This is a genomic window from Streptomyces kanasensis (genome assembly GCF_043077165.1).
Lineage (GTDB): Bacteria > Actinomycetota > Actinomycetes > Streptomycetales > Streptomycetaceae > Streptomyces > Streptomyces changanensis.
This window is the reverse complement of the sequence record NZ_JBIBSF010000005.1, coordinates 1-21,015: the sequence shown is the minus strand read 5'-3', so window position 1 is coordinate 21,015 and position 21,015 is coordinate 1. Positions and strand designations below refer to the sequence as shown.

The window sequence follows — 21,015 nt, the reverse complement described above, 5'->3', positions numbered from 1 at the left end:
GGCCGGCCGGGGGTCAGCCGAAGAGCAGCCGGACGGCGAAGAAGCTCACCGCGGCGACGGCCGCCGCCGCCGGCATGGTGATGAACCAGCCGAGGATGATGTTCTTCGCGACGCCCCACCGGACGGCGTTGACGCGCTTGGTGGCGCCCACGCCCATGATCGCCGAGGTGATCACGTGGGTCGTGGAGATCGGCGCGTGGAAGATGAACGACGCCGAGTACATGACGGACGCCGCGGTGGTCTCCGCCGCGAAGCCCTGCGGCGGGTCCAGCTCGATGATCCGGCGCCCGAGGGTCCGCATGATCCGCCAGCCACCCGCGTAGGTGCCGAGCGACAGCATCACCGCGCTGGCGACCTTCACCCAGAACGGGATCGGGTCACCGGACTGCTCGACGTCGGCGATGACCAGCGCCATCACCACGATGCCCATCGTCTTCTGGGCGTCCTGCAGACCGTGGCCGAGCGCCATGCCGGCCGCCGAGACCGTCTGCGCTATGCGGAAGCCGCGCTTGGTCTTGTGCGGCCCGGCGTTCCGGAAGATCCACATGATGCCGGCCATCACCAGGTAGCCCAGGATGAGGCCGACGAACGGCGAGATGAACATCGGGATGACGATCTTCTGGAGCACGCCGCCCCAGATGACCTCGGTACCGCCGGCCAGCGCGGCACCGACCATGCCGCCGAAGAGCGCGTGCGACGACGACGAGGGCAGCCCGAAGTACCAGGTGACGAGGTTCCACACGATCGCGCCGACCAGCGCGGCGAAGAGGATGCCCATCCCCTTGTCGCCGGTGGGCGTGGCGATCAGCCCCTCGCTGACGGTCTTGGCGACGCCGCTGCCCATGAAGGCGCCGGCGAGGTTCATGACCGCGGCCATCGCCAGCGCGGCGCGGGGCGTGAGCGCCCGCGTCGACACGGAGGTGGCGATGGCGTTCGCGGAGTCGTGGAAGCCGTTGGTGTACGTGAAGAAGAGCGCGACCCCGATGGTCACGACCAGAGCGAAGGTGTCCACGGAGCCTCAGGACTCCTTGACGGCGATGGTCTCCACCGTGTTGGCCACGTGCTCGAAGGCGTCGGCCGCCTCTTCCAGCACGTCCACGATCTGCTTCAGCTTCAGCACCTCGATGGCGTCGTACTTGCCGCTGAAGAGATGGGCGAGCAGCTTGCGGTGGATCTGGTCGGCCTGGTTCTCCAGCCGGTTGACCTCGATCCAGTACTCGGTGAGCTTGGTCATCGTCCGCAGGTGCGGCATCGCCTCGGCGGTGAGCTCGGCGGCCCGGGCCAGCACCTCGATCTGCTGCTCGACGCCCTTCGGCAGCTCCTCCACGTTGTAGAGGACGACGAGGTCGACGGCCTCCTCCATGAAGTCCATGATGTCGTCGAGCGACGAGGCCAGGGCGTAGATGTCCTCGCGGTCGAACGGGGTGATGAAGGAGGAGTTCAGCTGGTGGAAGATCGCGTGCGTCGCGTCGTCACCGGCGTGCTCGGCCGCCCGCATCCGCTCCGCGATGTCGGCCCGCGCGGACGCCTCCGCTCCCAGCAGTTCCATCAGGAGCTTCGAGCCGGTGACGATGTTGTCCGCCGACGCGGAGAACATGTCGTAGAAGCTCGTCTCCCGGGGGGTCAGACGAAAGCGCACGTGGGGTCCTTCGGTGCATGGATGTCGGTCAGGCTGATGCTAGGCGCATCATCCGGCCACGGCGAACCGGCGTTCCTCAGTGTCGCCCATCGGGCGCGGAGAACTGAACCGGCCCCGCGCAATCGCGTTCGGATCGGTACCATATACCCGCGAGGGGTATATCACCTCGCGTGGACGACGGGAGGACCCCATGACGACCACCGAGCCGGCCGGCCCTCCGGTCACGGGCCCCGAACGGGCCGGCGGTGACCACGATCACGCGGTGCACGGGTACCACAAGCAGAAGGACGAGCACCTGAAGCGGCTGCGCCGTATCGAAGGCCAGATCAGGGGCCTGCAGCGGATGGTCGACGAGGACGTCTACTGCATCGACGTGCTCACCCAGGTCTCGGCGTCGACGAAGGCACTGCAGTCCTTCGCCCTCCAGTTGCTGGAGGAGCACCTGCGTCACTGCGTGGCCGCCGCGGCGGTCAAGGGCGGGGACGAGATCGACGCGAAGGTCGAGGAGGCGACGAAGGCGATCGCCAGGATGATGCGCACCTGAGTCCACAGGCTGTCCGAAACCGATCGCTCGCGGAGCGGACGGCGATCAGGGGGAGCGGTGGCGGGCACGGGGCGGGTGCGGGTGATCGCGGGAAGCGGCGGCCCGCACGCGGGGGCGGGCGTGATCACGGGGAGCGGTGGCGCTCGCGGGGAGCGGTGGCGTCGGGGCGGGGACCCGTGGTCACGGGGAGGCAGCCGCGGTCACGAGGGATGGGCGATCACGGGGTGCGGCGCGGGCCGGAGGGGGTGCCGCCCGGGGGCCGGGGGCCCGGCGAGACCTTCAGGACCTCGTCGATCCGGTCGGCGCTGAGCCGCTCCGCCTCGGTGGCGGACGCCGCGATCATCAGTTCTCCGCAGAGCTCGATCTCGGCGAGCGCCACATGGTCCTGGACGGCCGTCATACTGATCGGGGCCACGCGCGTTCACCTCTCTCAGCCGGTGTCGGCTTCCTAGCGTAGGGAGCGGAACACGCACCGCGCATGACACGTCCGGACCATTCTGGGAACCATCCGAATGGTCCGTCGGGCCCCCGCCCGCAGCCACGACGCCGCTTTCCGCGTCGTCGCGCCGGGGCTGGGCCGGGCGGCACCCGGGCCGCGCCGGGGGCCGGCGGGGCCGGGCGGGCCGGGGGTTCAGCCCTCGATCCGGCCGGCGTAGATGTCGCGCCGGGGCGGGAGCCCCACGCCGACGGGCGTCCCGAAGTCGTACAGCTCGGTCGTCGACGCGACGCCGACCTCCCGTCCCCCGTTGGTGACGCGGAACCGGTGGCGGACCTTCCGCAGCCGCCCCTCGTCGTCCAGGTACGCGTCGAACGCCACCGCGTCCGTGGCGAAGCCCTTCGCGGCGGCCGCCAGCGCCCCGCGCACCTGCGGCGACGCGGTCCTCGCGGCGGCGGCGATGTCGGTGGTGCCGCGGTAGTGGGCGACGGGCACCCCGCCGAGGCGCGCCGAGCCGACGAACACCACGCGCCGCGCGGCGCGGAGCAGTTCGGCGGCGGCCGCGGGGTCGGTGGCACCGCCCGTGACGAGGTTGCCGTCGGCGAGGGACGCGGTGTCGACCCGGACCCACTTGTCGGCGGGGACGCCCGCGCCGCGGTTCTTCATGTAGAGCGCGCCGGGCGTGAACACCTGCGTGATGCGCCGCTGCGGGCGGCCGCCGTCCTCGGGGAGCAGGACCTGGACGCGGCCACGCCGGGCCCGGAAGTCGTAGCCGCCCTCGCCGTGGACGGTCAGCCGGGTGCCGCCGGTCGTCATCTCCATGGACGTCCTGGCCTTCGACGTACCGGCCCGGGCCAGCGCGTCCGCCGCCGCGCGCACCGCCTCCGCGCCCCGGCCCCGCCCGGCGTCGTCGCCGTCTCCGACCCGGCCGCCGGCGGTGACGACCGCCCCGGCGGGAGGTCTGGCGTCGACCGCCCCCGTGCACCCGCCGAGTCCCGTGACCGCCACCACCGCCGCCACCACGGCCGCGGTGACGGGCGCGGCGTCCGCGCTGTCCGCCCGCCTGAGCTTCCGCACCACCATCGCCTGCCCACTCCAACGCCGTGCCGCCGACCGCCCGGGCCCCGCCCCCTCCCCGGAGCACTGAGACGAGGGAAACCCCCGCTCCCCTAACGACCGTTCACACGGCCCGTCACGCACCTCCGCTCCCCGGTACCGTTGCCGTGTGCTCCCGCATGACGCGCCACCGCCGCCCCAGGGCCCCGGCGGCGAACCGCACCACACGACCACCACGACCGAACGGGGCGCCTTCGCCCTGGCCCGCTGTTCCTGCGGCTGGTCGGGCCCCGCCCGCCGCTCGCGGGAGCGGGCCCGTACGGACGCCCTCACGCACGTGTCGGAGGCGGGGTGCGGCGTGCGACAGTGACGCCATGGACCGGCGCGCGCTGCTCACCGCGGGACTGACCACGGCGCTGGCCGCGACGACCGCGGCCTGCGACACCGCCGGCCCGCCCCCGACCTCCCCCACCGCCTCCCCCACGGGCCCGGCCCCCACACCCTCGGGGTCGCCGGGGGGCTCGCCCGGACCGTCCGCGAACGGCGGACGCCCCTCCTGGCCGGCGTTGGCCCGCGGCCTGGACGGGCTGCTCGTCCTGCCGGGCGACGAGGCGTACGCGACGGCCCGCCAGTCGTTCAACACCCGTTTCGACACGCTGCGTCCGGCGGCCGTCGCGTACGTGGCCGGCGAGGACGACGTGCGGGAGTGCCTGGCGTTCGCCCGCCGCCACGGCGTGCGGGTCGCGGTGCGCGGCGGCGGCCACTCCTACGGGGGCTGGTCCAGCGGCGACGACCGGCTCGTGGTGGACGTCTCGCGGCTGGCGGCCGTGTCGGCGACCGACGGGGACGCCGCCGTGGTGGGGGCGGGCGCGCGGCTCGCCCCCGTCTACCGGGCGTTGGCCGGGCTGGGCCGCACGATCCCCGCCGGCTCCTGCCCGACGGTGGGGGTGACGGGTCTGGCGCTGGGCGGCGGGCACGGCGTGGTGTCGCGTGCGTACGGCCTGACGTGCGACAGCCTGTCGGCGGCCACCCTGGTGACGGCGGACGGCCGCACCGTCACGGCGTCCGCCGAGGACGACGCGGAGCTCCTGTGGGCGCTGCGGGGCGGCGGCCACGCGGGCTTCGGGGTGGTGACGGAGCTCCGCTTCCGTACGCACCCGGCGCGGCCGACGGTGGCCGCGTACCTGAACTGGCCCTGGCGCAGGGCGCGGCGGGTGCTGGCGGCGTGGCAGGCGTGGGGCCCGGACCAGCCGGACGAGGTGTGGTCGACGCTGCACCTGTCGGCGGGCGCGGGCGGCGGGGTGCCGGGCGTGTCGGTGACGGCGCTGACCCTGGGGGGCCGGGGGGACCTGGAGGACGCCGTGGACCGGCTCGCCGACCGGGTGGGGGCGCCGGACCCGTCGGTGTCCCTGCGCGAGCGGGGGTACCTGGAGGCGATGCTGGCCTTCGGCGGGTGCGCGGGGCTGTCGGACGAGCAGTGCCGGCTGCCCGGTCCGCTGCCGGGCCGCGACCCGCGCGGGGCGCTGGGGCGCGAGACGTACGCGGCGGCCTCGGACTTCTTCGACGGCCCCCTGCCGGAGGCCGCCGGGGCCGCGCTCGCGGCGGCCGCGGAGGCGTTCACCCGGATCACGGTGGAGCAGGGCGGGGGCGGCGGCACGCTCGCGCTGACGGCGCTGGGGGGCGCGGTGAACCGCGTGGCCCCGTCGGCGACGGCGTTCGTGCACCGCCGCTCGCGGCTGCTCGCCCAGTACGTGGCGTCGTGGCGGCCCGGGACGCCGGGGGCGGCGCAGCGGCGCTGGTTGCGGGGCACCCACGCGGCGATGCGGCCGTACGCGTCGGGGGCCGCGTACCAGAACTACCCGGACCCGGCCCTGGGGGGCTGGCGCCGGGCCTACTACGGCGACGCGGCGCCCCGCCTGACCGCGCTGCGGCGACGGTACGACCCGACGGGACTGTTCGACCACGCGCAGACGCTGTAGGGGGCGTGCGGCTCGGGACCGCGGGGGCCCGGACCGGGGCCGAGGGGCGGCTCGAAGCGGCACGGGCACCGGCACCGGGGCGGCCGGTGTCAGGCCGCGTGTGAGGCCGTGTCAGCTTGTGTAAGGCCGTCAGCCCCTCAGGCCGCGAGGTCGCTCTGTCCGGCGCCGGCGGCCTCGGCGCGTGGGTCGGGGAGGTCGACGGTCTGGTGGCGGGCGCCGCGCGGCGCCCGCCGGGAGCGGACGAGCCGGCCGGCGCGCGGGGAGCGGGCGAGGGCCGAGGTCAGGGGCGTCAGCAGCGCGAGGGCGACGGGCGCGAGGAGCAGCGCCACGGCCGTGCCGAGGGCGAGGCCGCCGACGACGTCGGTGGGGTAGTGCACGCCCATGTAGACGCGGCAGAAGCCCTCGGTGAGGGCGAGTGCGATGCCCGCGAGACCGAAGCGCTTGTGGGCGACGAAGAGGCCGACGCCGATGGCCATGGCCATGGTCGCGTGGTCGCTGACGAAGGAGTAGTCCGTCTTGCCCGCGACGAGGACCTCCAGGCCCTCGTGGTCCAGGAACGGCCGGGGCCGTTCGACGAACCCGCGGATCGGCACGTTGACCAGGAGGGCGATGCCCGCGGCGAGCGGGGCCCAGATCAGCCCGGCGACGGCGGTCGCGGAGTCCTCCGGCGTGCCGCGCCGGCGGACGCTCCACCAGCACCACAGCGCCACGAGGACGAGGGCCAGCATGATTCCGTACTCGCCGACGAACTCCATGACGCGGTCGAACCAGGTCGGGGCTGCCTTCGCCAGTCCGTTGATGTCGTAGAGCAGGCTGACATCGGGGTTCGAGCCATCCGATGCGAGTCCGGCCATGCGCTGCGGCCCCTTGCCTTGTCCTGCGTTGCGGGTGCGGTCAGTCCAGGGAACGACCTGCGTGGGGGGTACGTTCCACTCTCCACGGAACGATCACGATGACGTTACCGAAGAGTGATGGGGGTGCCTCCGCCGCCCCGGTCCGATCAGGCGTCAGGAGCCCTCTGTGGCAACGCCTGCGCGCCGTCCCGGGTCACGCGCGTGGCACCGAAGTAGTCCGGTGTGTCGATCTTGTCGAAGCGGATCACGGCGCCGGTGAACGGGGCGTTGATCATGTATCCGCCGCCGACGTAGATCCCGACGTGCCGGATGGCCCGGGAGTCCCGCAGGTCGTCCGAGAAGAACACCAGGTCCCCGGGGAGCAGTTCCTCCCGCGAGGGGTGCGGCCCGGCGTTGTACTGGTCGTTGGCGACGCGCGGCAGCTCGATGTCGACCGTCCGGTAGGCGGCCTGCGTGAGGCCGGAGCAGTCGAACCGGCCGCCGTGCTCGGGGGTGCCGTTGCCGCCCCAGAGGTAGGGCTTGCCGAGCTGCTTCTGTGCGAAGTAGATGGCCCCGGCGGCCTGCCGGGACGGCTCGACCGGACCGACGGGCCGGGCGAAGCTCTTCTCCAGGGACCGGATGATCTTGACGTAGTTCTGCGTCTCGCTGATCGCGGGCACTCCGCCGGACTTTATGACGCGGTAGGCCCCGGCGTTGTAGGCGGCGAGCATGTTGTTCGTGGGGTCCCCGGGCACGTTCTTCACGTACGAGGCGAGTTCGCAGTCGTACGAGGCGGCGGAGGGGATGGCGTCGGCCGGGTCCCAGATGTCCCGGTCGCCGTCCTTGTCGCCGTCGATGCCGTGGCCGGCCCACGTGCCGGGGATGAACTGCGCGATGCCGCGCGCGTCGGCGTGGCTGACGGCCTTGGGGTTCCACCCGCTCTCCTGGTAGAGCTGCGCGGCGAGGAGGGCGGGGTTGATGGCGGGGCAGAGGTTCCCCCACCGCTGCACCAGCGGCTGGTAGGCGGCCGGCACCGCGCCCTTGGCCAGTCCCACGACACCGCGCAGCCCACCGCCCCCGCCGACCAGTCCGGCGGCGGCCACGTACGTCCCGACGACGAGCAGCGCGACGAAGCTCGTGCACGCGCCGACGACGATCCCGCCGACCAGCCACCCCTTACGCACCGTCAACCACCCTCCGCATAGGGCCCGTCGCGTCAGTCTAGGCGGCGCACCCCCGCTTCAGGAGGTGGCCCGCCCGGCCTGTGGACGACGCCACCGGACGCCCCGGCGCACACCGGTCGCACGCCCGGCCCGCCGACGCCCCGCCACCGCCGTGGCGCGGCGGGTACGGACGCGCACGGAACGTGTGCGAATGAACATCAGGCCAACACGACGTGCAGACCGAAGCCCCGGACGGCCCCTGCCGCGGCGCCGTCGCGTCCGCCGGGGCGGCGGACCGCCCCCCGCCGGTCGACCGGTGGCGCGCCCGATCCCACCACCCCCGCCCTCACCTGCCGTACGGTCGCGACCTGAGGGTGGGGCGACCCCCCGTGACCGGCCGCTACCGGCTGCGACCTGCGGAGACCCGCCGAACCGGGCAACGGGGCCCGCCGTGGCGGCAGCCGTGGCAGGAAGACGACAGGAGGGGACCGACGGGTTCCGGTCGGACACCGCGACCCTCCGCCCGACCCCCTCACCGCGCCCACGGGACCTCCACCCAACCCCCGCCAAGTGGTCTGGACCACTGCGCTACGCTGTGCCATGCAGCCGCAAACGGCCGTGACACTCCCCGCCGTCGACCAAGGGCGGGGTCAGCACCACAGGAGAACACCATGGGGAACAAGGTGAGCCGACTCGGAGACTCCGGGGGAACGGCCGCCGCGATCGCCGTCATCGCACTGACCGCCGTCGCCATCGTGGTACTGGGTTACTTCCTCTTCACCCAGACGGGGCAGTCCAACCTCTGACGCGCGATCATCCCGCGCTCACGCGCGCACGCCGCCGCCGGACCCGGTCCGGCGGCGGCGTCGTCATATGCGGAGGAAAGCCCCGAAAGGGGATCAACGATGGTCATTGCCCGGAGTCACACCCCGTGATACACAGAGTGACCATACGCGTTTCCGTACGGGCCCGACCCCCTACCCGCCCAGGTCAGAGGCGTCGGCTCGGTCAAACGTGCGGTGATCGGGTAAAGAGACCCGCGAAGACGTCGTACGTCGGCGGTTCGATCAGCGAAGATAGTTGACGGCCCATGCCACCGGGCGGGCCGTCGAACTACCGAACAGGGGCGGTGACTTACATGTACCTGGCGGCCGAGAAGGGCGACATCACCACCATCATTGGCGGAATCGCCCCGAACTGGGGCCCCTTCGGAAGCCTGGGCAACCAGGCCCGCGTGATGATCGAGATCGTGATGGCCGTGGCCATCCTGCTGTGCCTCGGCATCGCGATCTGGGGGGCGGCCAAGCAGCGCATCGGCGCGACGGCCATGCGCGACACCTTCAGCGCCGAACAGGGCAAGGGCCTGATCGTGGCCGGTCTGACCGGCGTCTTCATCATCGGATCTCTGGGCACCCTCTTCACCATCGTGTACGGGATGGCCGTCTGACCCTCCCGACCGCCTGACCCGCCTTCACTTCCCGGGGCCCGCAGAGGATGCGTCTCCTGATGTCCAGTCACCACGCCGCGCACGCGTCGCGGCCACCCACACGGCACCAGCCGTCGCCCGAGGAGGCGTACCCGTCATGAGCTTCGGCGACGAGTACGACGGCGGTGGCGGTCGGGGCAGGAACCGGGGCACCACGGGCCAGACCCGTACCCGCCTCCCCGACGCGGACACCGACGACGGCTTCGGCGGCCCCGCGCGGCGCCCACCGCGCGCGTCCCGGTCGCTGGTCACCGTCGTCGGCGTGGTCGTCCTGCTGATCGCCGCCATCGCCTTCGCCAACCGCGGCGGCGATGGCGACGGCGACGCCGCCAAGGGCACCGCCCCGGGCACCACCCCCACGGCGGCCACCGGCGTGAAGCCCGTCACCGGCAAGAACGGCACCATCCCCTCCGGCTTCCCCCAGGACGAACAGGGCGCCCAGAGCGCGGCGGCCAACTACGCGGTGGCGCTGGGCTCGGCGGAGATGTTCGACAAGTCCCAGCGGGACGCGATCCTGGCCGCGGTCATCGCCCCGTCGCGCGTGACCCACTTCCGTCGGACGCTGGACCAGGCGTACTCGCCCTCCTTCTTCCAGAACGTGGGCCTCAAGCCGGACGGCACGGTCCCCGACGGATTCACCTTCGTCTCCCGCACAGCCCCCATGGGCACAAAGATCACCAGTCTCGACTCGGAGCGCGCCACGGTGGCGGTCTGGTGCGCGGGGCTCCTCGGCCTGGCCGGCGAGGGCTCCACCAAACCGGTGACCAACGGCTGGTTCACCATCACGATGGAGCTCCAGTGGGCCGACGGCGACTGGAAGACCGTGACGTACTCGCAGAAGGACGGCCCTGCCCCCGTGGGTGCCGACACCCGCGCCTCCAGTGCCGAAGAGATCGCTGACGCCGTGATCGGGTTCGGAGGATTCACTTATGCCCGCTGAAGCCAGGCGTCGCGCCGCCACCATGGGCACCCTTCTGCTCACCGCGCAGACGGCCGCGATCCTGTTGGCCGGACGCGCTGTAGCCGCCCCCACGCCGAGCCCGTCCCCCTCGCCCAGCCCCGCCAGGAGCAACAACCCCTGCGACCTCGTCCACGGCCCCTCCCGGGATTTCTGCGAGAGTGAGGACGGGGGCGGCACCGCCCGCACCTCCCCCCTCGAACCCGGCGACGCCGTCGACCCGCTCTCCTCCCTCGCCCGCGGCTGCGCGGACGCCGCCGCCTGGACCGTCGACAAGCTCAGCGACGCCGTGGCGTCCACCGCGGCCGTCGACTTCACCAACACCCGCTTCCTCCAGCAGTACGCGGTGGTCTTCGCCGCCTCCACCATCCTCACGCTCGTCATCTGGCTGCTCGCCGTCGCCAAGCGCGCCATCCGCGGCGTACCGCTGAGCACGGCCCTCTCCGAAGCCGTCGGCTTCCTGTGGCTGACGGTCCTCGCCTCGGCCTTCACCCCGCTGATCCTGCACACCGTCGTCTCCGCGACGGACGGCGTCACCGAGGTGATCGCCGCCGGCACCGGCGGCCAGACCGACGCGTTCTTCGGCTCGTTCGCCACCGCCCTGAAGAAGGGCGACGACATCGGCGGCGGGCCCATCATGCTGATCGTCGTGTCGCTCGTGTCGATCCTCGCCGCCGGCATCCTGTGGCTGGAACTCGTCATCCGCGCCGCGCTCCTCTACGTCGGCGCGCTCCTCGGCACCGTCGTGTACGCGGGCATCGTCGACAAGAACATGTGGGGCCACGTCCGCCGCTGGGCCGGCATCATGATCGCCGTCATCCTGGTGAAACCGGTCATCGTGATCGTCCTCGGCCTCGCCGGAGCGCTCTCCTCCGGTGAGGGCCCCGACGCGTTCTCCGCCGTCGTCTCCGGCCTCGCGATCATCCTGCTCGCCATCTTCGCGTCCGCGGCGATCTACCGCTTCGTCCCCGGCTTCGGCGACGAGATCGCCACCGCCCGCACCAACCGCAAGCAGGCCACCGACGGCGCCCAGGCCGCGGCCGTCATCTCCTCCCCCGCCGCCCTCGTCTCCCAGGGCATCAAGGCCCACAGCAGCCGCAGCCACCAGCGCGCCGGCGGTGGCGCCCCCACCACGGCCAACGCCCTGTCCGGCGGCGTCGCCGCCCACGGCGGACGCGGCGGCGCACCGGCCACAGGCGGAGCGGGCGGTGCCGGTGGCGGAACCGCCCCGGCCGCGCCCCCGCCCCGCAGCGCCCCCGCCCCGGCCCCGAGCGCCCACTCGGCCACCAACACCCCGCACACCAGCCGCGCCACCAACAGCGGCACCGGCAACCCAGGCAACGCAGGATCAGGAGGTGGAGGGCGGTGACGACCCAGTCCCACGCGATCACGCCCCGCCGCACGTATCTCATCGGCCGCGCCCGGCCGAGCGCGATCATCGGCAAGAACCGCGAGACGGGCGAGATCGCCCTCATCATCGCCGGGGCGTTCCTCGGCATGATGTGCGGCCTCCTCGTCCCCCTCCTCACCCTGCGCATCGCCCTGCTCGCCGGCTTCCCGATGCTGGCCCTCGCCGCCGTGTACGTCCCCTACCGCGGCCGGACCTTCTACCGCTGGTACGAGATCAACCGCAGCTACAAGCGCGTCCTGCGCCAGGGCACCACGTACCGCTCCGCCGCCATGGAGGCCGGTACCCGCCTCGACGGCCGCGAGGTCGAGGTCGGCCCGCCCCCCGGCATCGGCCGCATCAACTGGCTCTCCGCCCCCTTCGGCCCCGACGAGATCGCCGTCCTCCTCCACGCCGACCGCCGCACCGTCACCGCCGCCATCGAGATCGAGGGCCCCGGCGTCGGACTGCGCGACAGCGAGGACCAGGAAGCCCTGGTGGACCGTTTCGGCACCCTCCTCAAGCACGTCGCCAACGGCGACGGCTTCGTCACCCGCATCCAGATGCTCGCCCGCACCCTCCCCGCCGACCCCGACGCCCACGCCAAGGACGTCGCCCAGCGCGGCGACCCCCACGCGCCCCGCTGGCTCCTCGACTCCTACGAGCAGCTGCTGTCCATGGTGTCGACCTCCAGCGAGCAGCACCGCGCGTACCTCGTCGCCTGCATGCACTACACCCGTGAACTGGCCGCCGAGGCCCACGCCATCGCCCGCGCCGCCCGCCACACCGGCGGCACCAGGCGGGTGCGCCTCGACAAGGACGCCGGCCTCGCCGTCGTCATGGCCCGCGAGCTCACCGACATCTGCGCCCGCCTCGCCGAGGCCGACATCCGCGTCCGCCAGCCCCTCGGCCAGTCACGCCTGGCGTCCCTCGTGCACTCCATGTACGACCCGGACCACCCCATCGACCACATCCAGGCCATGACGAAGCGGAACGCCTGGCCCGCCGAGCTCGACGCCGTCGAACCCACCCACCTGCGGGCCAAGACCCGCGAGTCCGCCACCCGCGCCCCCTGGTGCCACGCCACCGCCTGGGTCAAGGAGTGGCCGATGACGCCCGTCGGCGTGAACTTCCTCGCCCCGCTGCTCGTCCACACCCCCGACGTCATCCGCACGGTCGCCGTCACGATGGACCTCGAACCCACCGAGATCGCCATCGAGCGCATGCTCACCGAGAAGACCAACGACGAGGCGGAGGCCAGCCGCGCCGCGAAGATGAACCGCACCATCGACCCCCGCGACATCGCCGCCCACGGCCGCCTCGACCAGCGGGGTGAAGATCTCGCCAGCGGCGCGGCCGGCGTCAACCTCGTCGGGTACATCACCGTGTCGTCCCGTTCCCCCGAGGCCCTCGCCCGGGACAAGCGGACGATCCGGGCGTCGGCCGGCAAGTCGTACCTGAAGCTCGAGTGGTGCGACCGCGAACACCACCGGGCCTTCGTGAACACGCTGCCGTTCGCCACCGGCATCCGCCGCTAGGCACACAGGACGAGACGATAGGACGATAGGGGCCTGATGATGCGCGATCCGCTGTCCGTCCTCACCGATGCCTTCACCTCCTTCCTCTTCGGGAAGGTGGAGACGACCCGGCTGCCCGTACGCACCTCCACGGGCCAGGCCCAGGCCGTGTACCTGCCGACCGCCGCGCCCGGCCTGGGCGACTCCGGCGTGATCATCGGCCGCGAGGTGTACAGCGGCAAGGGGTACATCTACGACCCGTTCCAGCTGTACGGCCAGCAGCTCCCCGCCCCGCACTGGCTGGTGCTCGGCGAGTCCGGCAACGGCAAGTCGGCCCTGGAGAAGACGTACGTCCTGCGCCAGCTCCGCTTCCGCGACCGCCAGGTCGTCGTCCTCGACGCCCAGGGCGAGGACGGCGTCGGCGAGTGGAACCTCATCGCGGAGCAGTTGGGGATAACGCCCATCCGTCTCGACCCGAGGGCCGCCCTCGACGACGGCATCCGCCTCAACCCCCTCGACCCGGCCATCACCACGACCGGCCAGCTCGCCCTGCTCCGCACCATCATCGAGGTCGCCCTGGGGCACGGCCTCGACGAGCGGTCCGGCTTCGCGCTGAAGGTCGCCCACGCCTACGTCAACGCCACCATCACCGACCGCCAGCCCGTCCTGACCGACATCGTCGAGCAGCTCCGCCACCCCGAACCGGAGTCCGCCGAGGCCATGAACGTCGACATAGACGACGTACGCGCCTGGGGCCTCGACGTCGCGCTCGTCCTCGACCGGCTCGTCGACGGCGACCTGCGCGGCATGTTCGACGGCCCCACGACCGTCGGCATCGACCTCGACGCGCCGCTCACCGTCTTCGACCTGTCGCACATCGACCGCAACTCCATCGCCATGCCCATCCTCATGGCGATCGTCGGCGTCTGGCTGGAGCACACCTGGATCCGCCCCGACCGGAAGAAGCGCATCTTCCTCGTCGAGGAGGCCTGGCACATCATCAACAGTCCGTTCGTGGCGCAGCTGTTCCAGCGGCTGCTGAAGTTCGGCCGCCGGCTCGGCCTGTCCTTCGTCGCCGTCGTCCACCACCTCAGCGACGTCGTCGACGGCGCGGCCGCGCGCGAGGCGGCGGCCATCCTCAAGATGGCCTCCACCAGGACGATCTACGCCCAGAAGGCCGACGAGGCACGCGCCACCGGTCGTGTCCTCGGCCTGCCGCGCTGGGCCGTCGAGATCATCCCGACCCTCACGCCCGGCATCGCCGTCTGGGACGTCAACGGCAACGTCCAGGTGGTGAAACACCTCATCACCGAGGCCGAACGCCCCCTCGTCTACACGGACCGCGCCATGACCGAGTCCGCGGCGCACGACCTGCCCGACGACCTGCCCGACGACCTCAAGGCCGCCGAATGGGAGGCGGAGCAGCGCGCGGCCCTCATGGAACGCCACATGAACGACTCGGAATCGACGGTGGCGTGACGTGGGCCGCCCACCCGAGACACGCGGAACCCAGGGAGGCGTCCCCGACGGGCTGCTCGTGGGGCTGCTGGCGCTCCTGTTCGCCTCGACGTTGATGGTGTGGACGGCGACCGGCGTCGCCGGGCTGTTCGCCCACGGCTCCTGGCCCGCGGGCGTCACCTTCGGCCGCTCGCCGCTCGCCCTGCGCTCCCTGGTCACCGACCCGCGGGGCATGGCCGCTGCCTGGCCGGCGACACCCGCGGACCAGCTGCCGGGCCACGGCGTGTTCTGGGGGCTGCTGATCGGCGAGTTGATGGTGCTCGCCGTGCTGGCCGTCTTCGCCGTGGGGACGGTGTCCCGCTGGCGCGCGGTCCGCGCGGCGGCACGCACCGACCGGGGCCTCGGCCCCCGGGCCACCACCCCGGCCCCTGCCCCGCTCCAGGAGCAGGCCCCGCTCCAGGCCCCGGCCCCGGCGGAAGCACCCGCAGCACCACCCGCACCGGTGACCACGACCACCCCGCTCCCCGCCACCGCCACCGCACCCGCACCCGCACCCGCACCCGCACCCGCACCCGCAGTGACCACACCACCCACGGCCGCGCCACCCGCCACCGCCACGGCGTTCCCGGCGCCCCGTACGCCGGCGCCGCGCGTCCTGTACGGCGACCGCGCCACCCGCCGCCCCAGTACCCTCCAGGCCGTCCAGGACGCCGTGGGTCCCGTCCTCGTCGTCACGTCCGACCCCACCGTGTGGGCCGAGACCAAGGACGCCCGCGCCAAGCTGGGCCCCGTCCTCCTCTACGACCCCGGGCACCTCTGCGACACCCCGGCCCGCCTCCACTGGTCCCCCACGGACGGCTGCGAGGACACCGGTACGGCGGCGGCCCGCGCCACCGCGCTCCTCGCCCCCGTACGCCCCCGGGCGCGCCTCGACGCCGCGGTCGCCGACACCGCCGAGACCCTCCTGCGCTGCTGGCTGCACGCCGCAGCCGTCGACGGCCGGCCCTTCCGGCAGGTGCACCGCTGGGCACAGAACAACGGCAGCGCCCACGAGCCCGTACGCATCCTCCGCATACACCCCAGGGCCACCAACAGCCACGCCGGTCTCCTGGAGTCGGCGCTCACCGCCCACCCCGAACGCCGCGAAGCCGCCCGCGCCCTGACGCTCCGGGCGCTCTCCGCCCTCACCACGGTCCACGTCCGCGAGTCGTGCACACCGAATCGAACTGATTCGCTGACCTTGGAATCATTCATCGCCGAAGGGGGCAGCCTCTATGTGGTGGGCGAACCCGTGGAGGACCCCCGGACGGCACCCGGAGCGATGCCCCTCCTCACCGCCCTCACCGCACACGTGGTCGAGCACGGCCGCCGCATGGCCGCACGGTCATCCGACGGTCGGCTCGACCCACCAATGAGCCTCGTCCTCGACGACGTCGCCGCGGTCGCCCCGCTCCCCCAGCTCCCGGCGCTCCTCGCCAACGGCCACGACCAGGGCCTCCCCACCCTCGTCCTGCTCCGCTCCCGCGAACAGGCCCGAGCCCGCTGGACCGACCCCCTCCCGACCCCGATCCCCTGACGCCCTGTCCCCGCCCCCGCCCTGACACGCCCGGGCAAGCCCCGTCCGACACGGCGACCCGGCACCCGGGCGCGGCCCGGCCCGGCCACCCCCTCCGACAGGGCCCCCGACGACCAGCGACCAGCCTGCCCGGCCGCCGCCCTGCCCGACCCACCGGAGCCCCGCCTACGCGCCGGCACCGGCCCCCTCCGCCACGTCCGCGGACGCGCCGGACCGCAGCAGCTCGTACTCGACCTCCACCGCACCCGCCTCCCCCGGCTCCGATCCGCGCTCCAGCGAGATGACCACGCCGCTCGGCGCGAACCCGGCCTTCCGGTACAGCGCCGCGGCGCGCGCGTTCCGCTCGTGCACGTACAGCCGCACCCGGCGCACCACCGGCTCGCGCAGCGACCACGACCACTGGACGGCCGCCCGCAGCAGCGCCTCCGCCACCCCGCTGCCCCGCGCCCCGGGCCGTACGTACACCCCGACGACGTGCGTCTGGTCCACCTCCGCCGGCTCCCCGAGCGGCACGTCACCGCCCTGCCGCTCCAGCAGCGCGGTCACCGTCCCGACCCACCGCCCGTCGGGCCCGACGGCCACGAACTGCCGCGCCCCGGACCCGGCCCCGGCCGCGGCGCGCTCGGTCCGCCCCCGCCAGTGCGCGTCCGGCCGCGCGGCGGCCTCCTCGTAGGTGTCCAGGAACGCCAGGTGCGCCAGCGGGTCCCGCAGGGAGGCCAACCGCAACTCCCGTGCCTCACGCCACTCCTCGGCCCGCACGGGCCGCACCGCATAGGTCATCCCCCGATCCTCCCGACCGCCCCCGACCACCGGCAACCGGATAACCCGCGCCCCACCCCATCACCGCGCACCGCCCACGCCCCGGGTCCGCCCCCGACCTCCACCGCGGACCGCGGACCACAGGCCGCACCCTCCCCCGGCCCCGGAACCCGCCCGGGAACCGCACCCGCCCCGGGCTCGGAACCCGTACCCGCCCGAGCCCCGCCCCGGCCCGGCTCAGCCCGGCCCGGCCCGAGTCGTACCCCGGTACCACTCCGCCGCCACCGGTCCCCACCCCGGTCGGACGTTCCGCGCCGCCCCGCTCCGTAGCGTCGACGACATGATCCGGGCTCACGAACTGACCAAGAGGTACGGCGACCGAACCGTCGTGCACGGCCTCTCCTTCACCGTCCACCCCGGCACCGTCACCGGCTTCCTCGGGCCCAACGGCGCCGGCAAGTCCACCACCCTGCGCATGATCCTCGGCCTCGACGCCCCCACCAGCGGGCACGCCACCGTCAACGGCCGCCCCTACGCCGCGCACCGGGCGCCGCTCACCCAGGTCGGCGTGCTGCTGGAGGCGCGCGCCGTCCACCCGGGGCGCACCGCCCGCGACCACCTGCACGCCCTGGCCCTCACCCACGGCCTGCCCCGCCGCAGGGTCGACGAGGTGCTGGAGCTGGCCGGACTCACCGACGTCGCCGACCGCCGCGTCAAGGGTTTCAGCCTCGGCATGGGCCAGCGCCTGGGCATCGCCTCCGCCCTCCTCGGCGACCCCTCGACCCTCGTCCTCGACGAACCCGTCAACGGCCTCGACCCCGAGGGCGTCCTGTGGATCCGCACCCTCCTCAAGTCCCTGGCCGCCGAGGGCCGTACCGTCCTCGTCTCGTCCCACCTCATGTCGGAGACGGCCCTCACCGCCGACCACCTGGTCGTCATCGGCCGCGGCCGTCTCCTCGCCGACACCAGCGTCACCGACCTCCTGCGCCGCGCCGGCACGGGCGGCGTCCGTGTCGTCACCCCGCGCGCCGCGGACCTCCACCGGGCCCTGCGCGCGGCACACCCCCGCGCCGAGATCACCACCACCGCCCCCGACACCCTCGACGTCCGCGGCGCGGACGCGCCCCACATCGGTCGCGCCGCCGCCGACCACGCCATCCCGCTGCACGAACTCACCCCGCAGGGCGCCTCGCTGGAGCAGGCGTTCATGGACCTCACCCAGGACGCCGTCGAGTACCGGGGAGCCACCGCGTGACCACCACCTCCGCCACCTCCACGCCCACCACCGCACCCGCCGCGTACGGCGTCACCCCGGCCCGTGTCGTGCGCGCCGAGTGGCACAAGATCCGCTCACTGCGCTCGACCCGCGTCACCGCCGCCACCGCCGCTGCCCTCGTCGTCACCGTCGCCCTCGTCATGGGCGGCACCTACACCTCCGAGGGCGGCGACTCCGACATCGACCCGGTCGTCCTCGTCCTCATGGGCACGATGCTCTCCCAGATCTGCCTCGCGGTCCTCGGCATCCTCGTCACCGCCGGCGAGTACGCGTCCGGCTCGATCCGCGCCACCCTCACCGCCGTCCCGACCCGCCTGCCCGTCCTGTGGGCGAAGGCCGCCGTCTTCGCCGCGACGGCCTTCACCCTCAGCCTCGCCACCGCCCTCGCCGCCTTCCCGGCCGCACACCTGCTCCTCGCGGACACCGACAAGGCGGCGTCCCTCCTGGACGACGGCGTCCTGCCCGCCCTCGTCGGCAGCTCCGCCGGCATCACCCTCGTCGCACTGGTCGCCCTGGCGCTCGGTGCGCTGCTCCGCTCGGTACCGGGCGCCCTCGGCGCGTTCATCGGCGGCGTCGTCATCGTCCCGGAGATCCTCGGCGCCCTCCCGTACGAGGCAGCGGAGACCGCCCTGCGCCACTTCCCCACCCAGGCGGCGGGCGCCCTCGGCTCCTCCACCCCCCTCCCGGGCGCGGCCTCCCCCGGCGCCGCCCTCCTCGCCCTGGTCCTGTGGGCGGCGGCAGCCCTGGCGGCGGCCGCGGTGTCCCTGAAACACCGGGACGTGTGACCGGTTCCGTACGAGGATGACCGGCATGAGCCAACAGCCGTCCACCACGGGGTCCCTGACGGTCTTCGTGCAGTCGGTGCTCCACCGGGTCCGCCGCCTCGACCGGCGCCGCCCGCTGCTGTGGGACACGCTGCTGACCGGCTTCTTCGTCGTCGCCGCGCTCACGGACGCAGGCGGCGGCTGGCGCAACATCGCCGCCGCCCCGGACGTCCCCGGCCCCCTCGTGTTCGCGATGAGCCTGGCCCTGTCGGTGCCGCTGCTGTGGCGGCGCCGGCACCCGCTCGCCGTGCTCGCCCTGATGGCCCCGGCGGCGCTCGTCAGCAACTGGACGGGGGCCCTGCTCCAGGCGGCGATGATCCAGCACGTCGTCGTCTTCAACGTCGCGCTGCGCCTTCCGCTGCGCCGCCTGTGGTGGGCGGCGGCCCTGCTGCTCGGGCCGCTGCTGGTGGGCGCGTACCGCTTCCCGCGCGCCGGCTGGGACCAGCTGGTGCTGGCACCGATGTGGGCGTTCGCCTTGGTCGCGTTGGGCGGTCTGCTCGTGCGCACCCGCCAGGAGTACACGGCCTCTCTCGTGGAGCGGGCCCGGCAGCTGGAGGTGGAGCGCGACCAGCAGGCCCGGCTGGCGGCCGCGGCGGAACGGGCCCGGATCGCCCGGGAGATGCACGACATCATCGGGCACAACCTCTCCGTCATCACGGGCCTGGCGGACGGCGGCCGTTACGCGGCGGCCAGGTCGCCGGAGCGGGCGGGGCAGGCCCTCGACGCCATCGCTTCGACGAGCCGCCAGGCCCTGACCGAGCTGCGCCGCCTGCTGGGGGTGCTGCGTGACGAACCGGCGGACGTGCCGGCGGCCGCGCCCGCCGAGCTCAGCCCGCAGCCGGCCCTGGCCGACCTGGACCAGCTGGTGGACGGGGTGCGGGCGGCGGGCCTGCCGGTGAAGTTCGCGGTCCGCGGCCGGCCGGTACCGCTGCCCGCCGGGCCCCAGTTGACGGTGTTCCGCGTGGTGCAGGAGGCCCTGACGAACACGCTGAAGCACGCGGGCCCCGGGGCGACGGCGACGGTGGACGTCTCGTACGAGGACGGCCGAGGCGGCGGGCGCGTCGACGGCGAGCGCGGCGGGTCCGACGGCGGGGCCGGTGGCCGGGGCGGGGTCGCGGTCACCGTCACGGACACGGGCCGTCCGGTCCTGGACACACCGCCGGCGGGCCGCGGCCTGACGGGCATGCGCGAGCGCGCGGCCCTGTACGACGGAACTCTCGACGCCGGTCCGCTGCCCGCCCCCGCGGGCGGGTGGCGGGTGCGTCTCCATCTCCCGAAGGACTCCCTCTCGTGACCACGGTGCTCATCGTCGACGACCAGCCGTTGCAGCGGTTCGGGTTCCGCATGCTCCTGGAGAGCCAGGACGACCTGTCGGTCGCGGGCGAGGCGGGCACGGGCGGGGAGGCCGTCCGGTTGGCCGCCGAGCTGCGCCCGGACGTGGCGTTGATGGACGTCCGCATGCCGGGGATGGACGGCATCGAGGCGACGCGGCGGATCGTGGCCTCGGGCGGTCGTACGCGGGTGCTGATCCTGACGACGTTCGACCTGGACGAGTACGCGTACGCGGGGCTGCGCGCGGGTGCGAGCGGTTTCCTGCTGAAGGACGCGCAGCCGGAGGAGGTGTTGTCGGGGGTGCGGGCGGTGGCGTCGGGGGACGCGGTGGTGGCGCCGCGGCTGACGCGGCGGCTGCTGGACGCGTACGTGCAGCACCTTCCGCCGGTGCCGGGGGCGGCGCCACTGCCCGATCGGCGTCTGGCGGCCCTGACGGAGCGGGAGCGGGAGATCCTCGCAGTGATCGCCCAGGGCTGGACGAACACGGAGATCGCGGAACGGTTCCACCTGGCCGAGTCCACGGTGAAGACGCACGTGGGCCGGATCCTGGCGAAGACGGGTTCCCGGGATCGGGTGCAGGCGGTGATCCTGGCGTACGACGCCCGGCTCGTCCAGCCGTCCTGAACGAACGCCCTGGGGCCGGCCCTTCGAGTCGTCCCTGCCGGGTCCGGTCGCCGGCTGCTACCACGGGAGAAAAAGGGTCCGGAAATGAGGAAAGCCCCGCACCATACGGTGCGGGGCTTCCCCAACAAATTGTTCGGCGGTGTCCTACTCTCCCACAGGGTCCCCCCT

General features: G+C 73.6%; 21 protein-coding genes. 14 read left to right on the top strand and 7 right to left on the bottom strand.

Annotation, left to right across the window (positions count from 1 at the left end):
• Positions 1-13: 13 nt before the first annotated feature.
• Together ACF053_RS14170 and ACF053_RS14165 are read right to left on the bottom strand one after the other, a co-directional pair.
• Positions 14-1,012, bottom strand: coding sequence for an inorganic phosphate transporter (locus ACF053_RS14170; protein WP_391954128.1), 999 nt, complete (start codon positions 1,010-1,012; stop codon positions 14-16).
• Between the two features lie 6 nt (positions 1,013-1,018).
• Positions 1,019-1,639: a DUF47 domain-containing protein gene (locus tag ACF053_RS14165; protein WP_058943030.1), complete on the bottom strand. Its 621-nt coding sequence runs from the start codon at positions 1,637-1,639 to the stop codon at positions 1,019-1,021.
• A 190-nt stretch (positions 1,640-1,829) separates the two neighbouring features.
• Between ACF053_RS14165 and ACF053_RS14160 the strand changes: the two genes are divergently transcribed.
• On the top strand, positions 1,830-2,183 hold the full coding sequence (locus ACF053_RS14160; protein ID WP_391954127.1) for a metal-sensitive transcriptional regulator: 354 nt from the start codon (positions 1,830-1,832) through the stop codon (positions 2,181-2,183).
• A 217-nt stretch (positions 2,184-2,400) separates the two neighbouring features.
• Here ACF053_RS14160 and ACF053_RS14155 read toward each other — a convergent pair whose 3' ends face one another.
• Together ACF053_RS14155 and ACF053_RS14150 are read right to left on the bottom strand one after the other, a co-directional pair.
• Positions 2,401-2,583 (bottom strand): hypothetical protein, encoded by a 183-nt coding sequence (locus ACF053_RS14155; RefSeq protein WP_391954503.1) that lies wholly within the window; start codon positions 2,581-2,583, stop codon positions 2,401-2,403.
• Between the two features lie 231 nt (positions 2,584-2,814).
• Positions 2,815-3,702 (bottom strand): hypothetical protein, encoded by an 888-nt coding sequence (locus ACF053_RS14150; protein WP_391954126.1) that lies wholly within the window; start codon positions 3,700-3,702, stop codon positions 2,815-2,817.
• 142 nt (positions 3,703-3,844) lie between these two features.
• On the opposite strand from ACF053_RS14150, the gene ACF053_RS14145 reads away from it, so the two are divergent.
• Positions 3,845-4,045, top strand: a complete 201-nt coding sequence (locus ACF053_RS14145; protein ID WP_391954125.1) for a hypothetical protein — start codon at positions 3,845-3,847, stop codon at positions 4,043-4,045.
• Between the two features lie 4 nt (positions 4,046-4,049).
• The gene (locus ACF053_RS14140) at positions 4,050-5,654 is read left to right on the top strand and encodes an FAD-dependent oxidoreductase (protein ID WP_391954124.1); all 1,605 of its coding nucleotides are present in this window, start codon (positions 4,050-4,052) and stop codon (positions 5,652-5,654) included.
• Positions 5,655-5,791: 137 nt separating this feature from the next.
• Here ACF053_RS14140 and ACF053_RS14135 read toward each other — a convergent pair whose 3' ends face one another.
• Positions 5,792-6,508: a phosphatase PAP2 family protein gene (locus tag ACF053_RS14135; protein WP_391954123.1), complete on the bottom strand. Its 717-nt coding sequence runs from the start codon at positions 6,506-6,508 to the stop codon at positions 5,792-5,794.
• A gap of 146 nt (positions 6,509-6,654) precedes the next feature.
• Positions 6,655-7,671 carry a C40 family peptidase gene (locus ACF053_RS14130; RefSeq protein WP_391954502.1) on the bottom strand — a complete coding sequence of 339 codons (1,017 nt, stop codon included), beginning with the start codon at positions 7,669-7,671 and terminating at the stop codon, positions 6,655-6,657.
• A 650-nt stretch (positions 7,672-8,321) separates the two neighbouring features.
• Here ACF053_RS14130 and ACF053_RS14125 point away from each other — a divergent pair.
• The 7 genes from ACF053_RS14125 (at position 8,322) to ACF053_RS14095 (ending at position 16,032) form a co-directional block, all read left to right on the top strand.
• The gene (locus ACF053_RS14125) at positions 8,322-8,456 is read left to right on the top strand and encodes a hypothetical protein (protein ID WP_257375418.1); all 135 of its coding nucleotides are present in this window, start codon (positions 8,322-8,324) and stop codon (positions 8,454-8,456) included.
• A 332-nt stretch (positions 8,457-8,788) separates the two neighbouring features.
• On the top strand, positions 8,789-9,097 hold the full coding sequence (locus ACF053_RS14120) for a hypothetical protein (protein WP_023587500.1): 309 nt from the start codon (positions 8,789-8,791) through the stop codon (positions 9,095-9,097).
• A 136-nt stretch (positions 9,098-9,233) separates the two neighbouring features.
• Positions 9,234-10,076 (top strand): hypothetical protein, encoded by an 843-nt coding sequence (locus tag ACF053_RS14115; RefSeq protein WP_391954122.1) that lies wholly within the window; start codon positions 9,234-9,236, stop codon positions 10,074-10,076.
• The gene (locus ACF053_RS14110) at positions 10,066-11,463 is read left to right on the top strand and encodes a hypothetical protein (RefSeq protein WP_391954121.1); all 1,398 of its coding nucleotides are present in this window, start codon (positions 10,066-10,068) and stop codon (positions 11,461-11,463) included. The genes ACF053_RS14115 and ACF053_RS14110 overlap by 11 nt, the downstream gene beginning before the upstream one ends.
• Positions 11,460-13,019, top strand: a complete 1,560-nt coding sequence (locus ACF053_RS14105; RefSeq protein WP_391954120.1) for an SCO6880 family protein — start codon at positions 11,460-11,462, stop codon at positions 13,017-13,019. Before ACF053_RS14110 ends, ACF053_RS14105 begins: the two co-directional genes overlap by 4 nt.
• A gap of 39 nt (positions 13,020-13,058) precedes the next feature.
• Positions 13,059-14,477, top strand: a complete 1,419-nt coding sequence (locus tag ACF053_RS14100) for an ATP-binding protein (RefSeq protein WP_391954501.1) — start codon at positions 13,059-13,061, stop codon at positions 14,475-14,477.
• A gap of 94 nt (positions 14,478-14,571) precedes the next feature.
• Positions 14,572-16,032, top strand: a complete 1,461-nt coding sequence (locus ACF053_RS14095; RefSeq protein ID WP_391954500.1) for a type VI secretion protein — start codon at positions 14,572-14,574, stop codon at positions 16,030-16,032.
• 165 nt (positions 16,033-16,197) lie between these two features.
• Here the strand turns inward: ACF053_RS14095 and ACF053_RS14090 are convergent, their stop codons facing one another.
• Positions 16,198-16,812: a GNAT family N-acetyltransferase gene (locus tag ACF053_RS14090; RefSeq protein WP_391954119.1), complete on the bottom strand. Its 615-nt coding sequence runs from the start codon at positions 16,810-16,812 to the stop codon at positions 16,198-16,200.
• A 319-nt stretch (positions 16,813-17,131) separates the two neighbouring features.
• Here ACF053_RS14090 and ACF053_RS14085 point away from each other — a divergent pair, with 319 nt between their 5' ends.
• Genes ACF053_RS14085 through ACF053_RS14070 form a run of 4 tightly spaced genes read left to right on the top strand, consistent with a single transcriptional unit; the run spans position 17,132 to position 20,847 of the window.
• Positions 17,132-18,046, top strand: a complete 915-nt coding sequence (locus ACF053_RS14085) for an ABC transporter ATP-binding protein (protein ID WP_391954118.1) — start codon at positions 17,132-17,134, stop codon at positions 18,044-18,046.
• Positions 18,043-18,852: an ABC transporter permease gene (locus ACF053_RS14080; protein ID WP_391954117.1), complete on the top strand. Its 810-nt coding sequence runs from the start codon at positions 18,043-18,045 to the stop codon at positions 18,850-18,852. The genes ACF053_RS14085 and ACF053_RS14080 overlap by 4 nt, the downstream gene beginning before the upstream one ends.
• Before the next feature lie 25 nt (positions 18,853-18,877).
• Positions 18,878-20,185: a sensor histidine kinase gene (locus ACF053_RS14075; RefSeq protein ID WP_391954116.1), complete on the top strand. Its 1,308-nt coding sequence runs from the start codon at positions 18,878-18,880 to the stop codon at positions 20,183-20,185.
• Positions 20,182-20,847: a response regulator gene (locus tag ACF053_RS14070; RefSeq protein WP_391954115.1), complete on the top strand. Its 666-nt coding sequence runs from the start codon at positions 20,182-20,184 to the stop codon at positions 20,845-20,847. Before ACF053_RS14075 ends, ACF053_RS14070 begins: the two co-directional genes overlap by 4 nt.
• Positions 20,848-21,015: the final 168 nt, after the last annotated feature.

Excerpts from the sequence above, each read along its gene's own strand:
- ACF053_RS14090 (WP_391954119.1), bottom strand. The coding sequence starts at position 16,812 with ATGACCTATGCGGTGCGGCCCGTGCGGGCCGAGGAGTGGCGTGAGGCA.
- ACF053_RS14140 (WP_391954124.1), top strand. The coding sequence starts at position 4,050 with ATGGACCGGCGCGCGCTGCTCACCGCGGGACTGACCACGGCGCTGGCC.
- ACF053_RS14075 (WP_391954116.1), top strand. The coding sequence starts at position 18,878 with ATGAGCCAACAGCCGTCCACCACGGGGTCCCTGACGGTCTTCGTGCAG.
- ACF053_RS14095 (WP_391954500.1), top strand. The coding sequence starts at position 14,572 with ATGGTGTGGACGGCGACCGGCGTCGCCGGGCTGTTCGCCCACGGCTCC.
- ACF053_RS14155 (WP_391954503.1), bottom strand. The coding sequence starts at position 2,583 with ATGACGGCCGTCCAGGACCATGTGGCGCTCGCCGAGATCGAGCTCTGC.
- ACF053_RS14125 (WP_257375418.1), top strand. The coding sequence starts at position 8,322 with ATGGGGAACAAGGTGAGCCGACTCGGAGACTCCGGGGGAACGGCCGCC.
- ACF053_RS14120 (WP_023587500.1), top strand. The coding sequence starts at position 8,789 with ATGTACCTGGCGGCCGAGAAGGGCGACATCACCACCATCATTGGCGGA.
- ACF053_RS14115 (WP_391954122.1), top strand. The coding sequence starts at position 9,234 with ATGAGCTTCGGCGACGAGTACGACGGCGGTGGCGGTCGGGGCAGGAAC.
- ACF053_RS14150 (WP_391954126.1), bottom strand. The coding sequence starts at position 3,702 with ATGGTGGTGCGGAAGCTCAGGCGGGCGGACAGCGCGGACGCCGCGCCC.
- ACF053_RS14100 (WP_391954501.1), top strand. The coding sequence starts at position 13,059 with ATGCGCGATCCGCTGTCCGTCCTCACCGATGCCTTCACCTCCTTCCTC.
- ACF053_RS14160 (WP_391954127.1), top strand. The coding sequence starts at position 1,830 with ATGACGACCACCGAGCCGGCCGGCCCTCCGGTCACGGGCCCCGAACGG.
- ACF053_RS14085 (WP_391954118.1), top strand. The coding sequence starts at position 17,132 with ATGATCCGGGCTCACGAACTGACCAAGAGGTACGGCGACCGAACCGTC.
- ACF053_RS14110 (WP_391954121.1), top strand. The coding sequence starts at position 10,066 with ATGCCCGCTGAAGCCAGGCGTCGCGCCGCCACCATGGGCACCCTTCTG.
- ACF053_RS14135 (WP_391954123.1), bottom strand. The coding sequence starts at position 6,508 with ATGGCCGGACTCGCATCGGATGGCTCGAACCCCGATGTCAGCCTGCTC.